Origin of the sequence: Pantoea stewartii subsp. stewartii (assembly GCF_008801695.1) — a bacterium.
Classification (GTDB): domain Bacteria; phylum Pseudomonadota; class Gammaproteobacteria; order Enterobacterales; family Enterobacteriaceae; genus Pantoea; species Pantoea stewartii.
In genome coordinates this window covers 23695-29997 of sequence record NZ_VZPF01000066.1, presented here as the reverse complement: position 1 = coordinate 29997, position 6303 = coordinate 23695, and the positions used below count along the sequence as shown (strand labels likewise).

The window sequence follows — 6303 nt, the reverse complement described above, 5'->3', positions numbered from 1 at the left end:
ACCAATCGATGAGCGGGCACAGCAGAGTGTTCTGGCAACATGACTGACGGTGTCACCACGATGCAGCATCAGCATGGCGGTGAGCCGCCGGGCGTGGTTTTTGTCCTTTGTTTTATGGATAGTTTTCTGCATCAGGCGTCGTTCGGTTCTGGGTATTGGTGCTATGATCGACATTGCTCAGTCCGGCTGGTGATTTGGGATATTCAGCGATTGATCAGATCGCATAAACCGGACTGAGTTCCCTCTAAGGGATCTACTATTCCGAGCAGTTATTTAGTGTGGCGAGAACGTTATATTTCGTAAAACAACAATTATGAGAATATGAAGTTAAAAAACGGCAATAGAATTTAAAAGAATAAAAAGAAGGCAGAGAATAACGTTATCTCCGCCTCCCTGTTTAGACGACCTGTGGAAATAAACCCGGCAATATATCTCAGGCATTTGCGTATTTTCACTAAGCTTTGCGCTATTCCTTATTTTATCTGTCAGACAGAACGTTTAATGATGAAACCATTGTAAAAACACCGCGTTTCAAGAGGAAGATAAGGATGAATAACATCATTGGCCTGATACGGGAAAACGTTCTGAAGCCGGGTGGGTTTTCAAAAAAAAGACTGTCGGCTATCCCGCCTGCCCTGCCAGACCGCGCATCTAATCAGACGTATTCTGACAGCGGTTCATGCCTGAATAATATTCCTGCCCCTGAGGCGAGTGAAAAGAACAACGTGCAGCAAGCCTTTATCCAAACGCCATTATCGCGGAACGACAGTGCCCTTACGGTATTACCGGATTATCGCTGGCAGCCCAATCATATTTAAAGACAACGCGGCCCCTTTTGCTGACCGGGTCTCAGTCTGTGTTATCAGGAGAATCATGACTTCTTTAACGGAAAAACTGGTGCAGTGGCGGCGTGAACTGCATCAGCATCCCGAGCTCTCTCATCAGGAGTTTGCGACCACGGAACGTCTTACCCGTTGGTTACAGCAGGCGGATATTCGTCTGTTGCCCCTGCCGTTAACGACAGGTGTGGTGGTGGAGATTGGTCAGGGCGAGCCGCTGATTGCTTTTCGCGCCGACATTGACGCCCTTCCCATTGACGAGGCGGTGAACGTGCCCTGGAAATCTCAGCGGCCCGGCGTCATGCACGCCTGCGGACATGATATTCATACGTCAGTCATGCTTGGCGTTGCGCATCAGCTGAAACAGCAGGAAGCCGCCCTGCCTGGCCGGGTACGAATTCTTTTTCAACCCGCAGAAGAAACGTTCGACGGTGCCAGACAGCTGATTGATGCCGGTGCACTGACGGGCGTACAGGCTATTTTTGGTCTGCATAACGCGCCGGATTTGCCGCTGGGTACGCTGCGCACCCGCCCCGGCGTGTTTTACGCCAATGTTGACCGCTTCACCATTCGGGTGCTGGGTAAAGGTGCGCATGCCGCCCGACCGCAGGAAGGCATTGATGCCATCGTGATCGCCAGTCATATCGTTTCGGCACTGCAAACGCTACCGGCTCGCGTCTTTAGCGCGCTGGACACGGTGGTATTAAGCGTCACCCGCTTTACCGCCGGCAATACCTGGAATGTGCTGCCAGAGCAGGTGGAACTGGAAGGTACGGTACGTACGCACAATGCGACCATACGTGAGCACATGCCTGAACGCATGACCGCGCTGATTCAGGGCATCGCGTCGGGCTTTGGCGCGCGCGCTGAACTGGCGTGGATAACGGGACCGCCTGCGCTGCTGAATACCCCGGAATGGGCCGACTTTGCCCTGCAACAGGCTGCCCAGAGCGGTTATCGCGCCGAACGGGCTGAAATACCGCTGATGGGAGGTGAGGATTTTGCCTTTTACCTGCAGCAGGTGCCGGGGGCATTTGTCAGTATTGGCAGTGCCAGTGAATCGGGGCTTCATCATCCGGCCTTTAATCCTGACGAAGCGCTGATGGGACCGGCTGTCGACTATTTTAGTCAGTTGGCTCCGCACGCCCTACGCCGGATTGCGACGCGCAAGGAGGCATTGGCGCAACTGTTATAGAAAAACGGGTGTAATCTGTGTCTGAACAAGTTGACTGTTATCTGTTCTAATCGCTATCAGTTGAAAGTGAGGGGAACGATGGACGCCATTAAACAGATCTTAATCGACGAAATTAATACGCTAAACCGTGAAGGACGCCGCGATAATTTGCCGCGTTTCAGCTTCTCGTTTTTAAAAACCCATCCCGGACTGTGGGCAGTGATGTACCTGTGCTATGGCCTGTGCGTCGCGCTGATTTTTTCCACGGATATGCTGGGCTGGCCCGCGTTCTGGTTTGCGACGGCATTTGTGCTGGTGATGAGCTTTCTGATGTTGCTGGACATCAATCCTAAATACCGTTTTGAGGATATTGATGCTCTGGATCTGCGGGTTTGCTACAACGGCGAATGGTATTACGTGGAGCCCGTCCCTGAACAGGCGGTCTCCCGCATTCTGTCACTGCCGGATGCGCCAGAGCGTGTAAAAAGCGGCATTACCCGTTTGCTGAAGCAGAAAGGTGAAGTGGACTTTTACGATGTGTATTACCTGACCTGGGGACATCGTCAGGCCGCTCAGGTTTAATCCTGCGCCATCTCTGCCATTAACCTGCCCAGCGTGACCACCGCCGCCTCGGCCCGCGTATCCCACGGCCAGGCGGTGTTAAGCCGAAAACAGTGACTGAACTGTTCGCCTGCGGCAAACATCTGTCCCGGTGCAATACTGATCCCTTCTGCCAGCGCACGCTGATACAGCTGTGTGGTATTAATACTGTCTGGCAACGTCACCCATAAAAAATAGCCCCCCGCCGCGTCACTGACCGTTGACTGCGCAGGCAGCACCTTTATCAGGGCCTGGCGCGCCAGTTGCTGACGCTTAGCCAGACTTTGCCGCAGCCGTTTCAGGTGATTATCGTAACGTCGGGTCGCCAGGAAATCGGCTAACGCTAACTGCATCGGCGCGCTGGTCGAGAGTGTGCTCATCAGTTGCAGGCGCTGAATTCGCTGCGCATGCCGCCCGGCCGCGACCCAACCGACACGGAACCCCGCCACCAGCGATTTCGAAAAGGAACCGCAGTGCAGCACATTCCCCTGGCTGTCCCAGGCTTTAGCGGGTAACGGCGGTGTGCTGTTGTCGTCCCATAGCTCTGCGTAGACATCATCTTCAATCAATGGCACCTGATAGCGTTCCAGCAGGGCAACCAGTTGCGCTTTACGCGCCGGCGTTAAGGTCACGCCGAGGGGATTTTGCAGCGTGGTCATTAACCAACAGGCTTTAACCGGCCAGCGCTGAAGCGCGTCTTCAAGCTGTTGCAGGTCGATGCCGTGCTGGGTATCGCTCGGGATCGCCAGCGCCTTGAGCTTAAGGCGCTCAATGGCCTGCAGGGCACCATAAAAACTGGGCTGTTCGATCACCACATAGTCACCCGGTTCGGTGAGCGATTGCAGGCTGAGGTTCAGGGCTTCCAGTGCGCCGCTGGTTATCACGATTTCGTCGGGCGACAAGGTGATGCCCTGGCGGGCATAGCGCTGAGCCAGGAGCTGGCGCAATGTCGCGTTGCCCGGCGGCAGGTTATGCAGCGCATCCGTGGGCGTGAGCTGATGCGAGACATTTGCCAGCGAACGCATCAACGGACGTTGCGGGAACAGCGCCGGATCGGGAAAAGCTGAGCCAAACGGCACAATGGCGGGATCGCGCGAGGCCTGTAACACATCGAACACGAAGTCATTAATATCGACCCGTTCGCTGATGGCAACGCTGAGCGGCGCGGCGGCAAGGGCACGGGGCGCGACGTAATAGCCTGACTGCGGACGCGAAACGATCCAGCCCTGACTTTACAGCAGTTCGTAGGCGTGCAGCACCGTCATCAGGCTCAGCCCCTGACGCGCGATCTGCTGGCGCAGCGACGGGAGCCGGGTACCCGGCGGCCAGATACCGGCTTCTATTTGCTGCTGAATGTCATCCATTAATCGCTGATATTTCGCCACGGCCTGTCGCTCCTGATGCAGAGGCGTCACTTTATCATGTTGATCAGCGCTAACAAAAATCCCTGGTGGGCCTTACACTTCCAGTGCGGCAGGCTCAGTAGCGTGCGGGCCGACAAACTCCTTCAGCTCATCGATCCGATCGGGTGGCAGCGGTTTGCCAAGCAAATAGCCCTGCAGCGTATTACAGCCAAGCTGGGTCAGAAACGCTTGCTGTTCCGACGTTTCCACGCCCTCTGCCACGACCTTTAACTGCAATGACTGCGCCAGCGCCACAATGGCCGACACAATGGTGGCATCTTCAGAATGATGCTCCAGTTCGTTGACGAAGGCGCGGTCAATTTTCAGCTCACTTGCAGGCAGGCGTTTAAGGTACAACAGGCTGGAATAGCCGGTACCAAAATCATCAATCGAGGCTTTCACGCCCAACTGCGTCAGTTCGGTCAGAATCCGCACGCTTTCATCGGGATTGCGCATGGCGGTGGTTTCGGTCACCTCCAGCGTCAACAGCTCCGCCGGAATCTGGTGTGTCGCCAGTGCCAGCTTAACGGTGTCGATCAGATTGCTTTGCTCAAACTGCAGCGCCGACAGGTTGACCGCGACTGACCACGTCTGATGGCCCTGCAGGTGCCACTGATGCAGCTGGCGACAGGCTTCGTTAATGACCCATCCCCCAATATTCACAATCATGCCAGTTTTTTCCGCTATCGGCAGAAAGCGATCCGGCGACAGCAGGCCATGCTGGGGATGCTGCCAGCGCAGCAACGCTTCGAAGCCCAGAATCGGGCCGTGTGGTGCGCAGTACTTGGGTTGATAAAACAGGCGCAGTTCATCATTGTCCAGCGCATGCCAGAGGTCGTTGTTCAACTGTAACTGGCTCTGTGCCAGCAGATTCATAGAAGGCTGGAAAAAGGTGTAACCGTTTCGGCCATTGTTTTTGGTGTGGTACATCGCGGCATCGGCATTAAACATCAGCTCGCGCTCATCCTCGCCATCACCGGGATAGACAACAATGCCAATGCTCAGTGACACCACCAGATCGTAACGCGAAATGGGGAACGGGCGGTCAACGGCCTTAACCAGCTGATCGGCGACCGCCGCCGCATCATTCGGCTCGGTAATTTCAATCAGCAGTACAAACTCGTCGCCGCCCAGACGTGCCAGCGTGTAGTAGCCTTTCATCTGGTCACTCATTCTTTTGGTGACGCTGATCAACAGGCTGTCACCGATGTGGTGACCAAAGGCATCGTTTACGGCCTTGAAGCCATCAAGGTCCATAAACATCAGCGCAAACTGCGTGCTTTCACGATTCGCTTTATTGATGGCCTGCTCAAGGCGATCTTCGAGCAGAATACGGTTTGGCAACCGGGTCAGGTTGTCGTGCAGCGCCAGTTGTGCCAGCTCACGGTTGGCTTCAGCCAGCGAGCTGGCCAGGATCGAGGTGCGCGCCTGCATACGGGCATCCAGCATGGAAACCAGCAGCGTAATCCCCAGTATGGCGAGGGTTACTACCGTGACGACAATCGCCAGCCAGTTGCTGTTGACGCCGGATGACATCGTGTGGCTTCCCATCGGGAACTCCGCCGCCATCATGCCGGTATAGTGCATGCCGGCAATCGCGGCCCCCATTACGATAGAGGCACACAGCCGCAAGGCGGCAATTCGCCCCTGTGGGCCTTCGCGCAGTTTAAAAGCCAGCCACAGTGCGGCCACCGAGGCCACAAGGGCAACAATGACTGAAGCCGCGACCCAGCCCCAGTTCCAGCGAATACCCGGTGAAAGCATCAGCGCGGCCATGCCGGTGTAGTGCATCGCGACAATGCCGCAGCCCAGGACAATCGCGCCGCCCAGCAAGCGGAACAGCGGCAGGTTGCCCTGGCAAACCAGCCACAAGGCGAAGATGGATGCGCACACCGCAATGCCGGCGGACAGCGCCGTCAGCGAGGCGTCGTAACTCATCATCATGTTCAGGTCCATGGACAGCATGCCAATGAAGTGCATGGCCCAAATCCCTATCCCCATGGCAAAGCCACCGCCAAAGAGCCACGCCAGGGCAACTTTACCGGTTGAGGTCGCAACCCGTCCCGCCATATCCAGCGCGGTGAATGAAGCCAGCATCGCCACTAAGACCGAAATGACGACAATGAATGAGTTGTATGAGGCCACTAACATAGTGATTTCCGAATAGCGCCGAACACGCCGCTGTTAAAGAGATGATGAAAAGGAATTTTCGCCTTGTTACCCTTTTATCGGCGCGGGAAACGACTAAATTAGGCTTTTTTAATAGCGCTTTCCGATACCTGCAAGC

General features: G+C 55.5%; 4 protein-coding genes and 2 pseudogenes. 3 read left to right on the top strand and 3 right to left on the bottom strand.

What is annotated here, in order from left to right:
• Positions 1-174 (bottom strand): annotated as a pseudogene (locus tag F7Q90_RS18410) (IS630 family transposase); the annotation flags it as partial.
• Positions 175-548: 374 nt separating this feature from the next.
• Between F7Q90_RS18410 and F7Q90_RS18405 the strand changes: the two are divergent.
• The 3 genes from F7Q90_RS18405 to F7Q90_RS18395 all read left to right on the top strand — a co-directional run bounded on the left by F7Q90_RS18405 (position 549) and on the right by F7Q90_RS18395 (position 2595).
• Positions 549-818, top strand: a complete 270-nt coding sequence (locus F7Q90_RS18405; RefSeq protein WP_006118154.1) for a hypothetical protein — start codon at positions 549-551, stop codon at positions 816-818.
• A gap of 55 nt (positions 819-873) precedes the next feature.
• Complete coding sequence (locus F7Q90_RS18400) at positions 874-2034, top strand: amidohydrolase (RefSeq protein ID WP_006118155.1); 1161 nt, start codon at positions 874-876, stop codon at positions 2032-2034.
• A gap of 78 nt (positions 2035-2112) precedes the next feature.
• Entirely contained in the window at positions 2113-2595 is a 483-nt protein-coding gene (locus tag F7Q90_RS18395; protein WP_006118156.1) for a YlaC family protein, read from the top strand.
• On the opposite strand, the pseudogene F7Q90_RS18390 reads toward F7Q90_RS18395, so the two are convergent.
• Both F7Q90_RS18390 and F7Q90_RS18385 read right to left on the bottom strand, forming a co-directional pair.
• Positions 2592-3998: pseudogene (locus F7Q90_RS18390) on the bottom strand (aminotransferase-like domain-containing protein). The gene F7Q90_RS18395 and the pseudogene F7Q90_RS18390 sit on opposite strands and share 4 nt — an antisense overlap.
• A 72-nt stretch (positions 3999-4070) precedes the next feature.
• Positions 4071-6167, bottom strand: coding sequence for a putative bifunctional diguanylate cyclase/phosphodiesterase (locus tag F7Q90_RS18385; protein WP_006118157.1), 2097 nt, complete (start codon positions 6165-6167; stop codon positions 4071-4073).
• Positions 6168-6303 lie beyond the last annotated feature (136 nt).

What these genes read in the sequence shown, in the direction of transcription:
- F7Q90_RS18405 (WP_006118154.1), top strand. Translation starts at nt 549, where the DNA reads ATGAATAACATCATTGGCCTGATACGGGAAAACGTTCTGAAGCCGGGT.
- F7Q90_RS18400 (WP_006118155.1), top strand. Translation starts at nt 874, where the DNA reads ATGACTTCTTTAACGGAAAAACTGGTGCAGTGGCGGCGTGAACTGCAT.
- F7Q90_RS18395 (WP_006118156.1), top strand. Translation starts at nt 2,113, where the DNA reads ATGGACGCCATTAAACAGATCTTAATCGACGAAATTAATACGCTAAAC.
- F7Q90_RS18385 (WP_006118157.1), bottom strand. Translation starts at nt 6,167, where the DNA reads ATGTTAGTGGCCTCATACAACTCATTCATTGTCGTCATTTCGGTCTTA.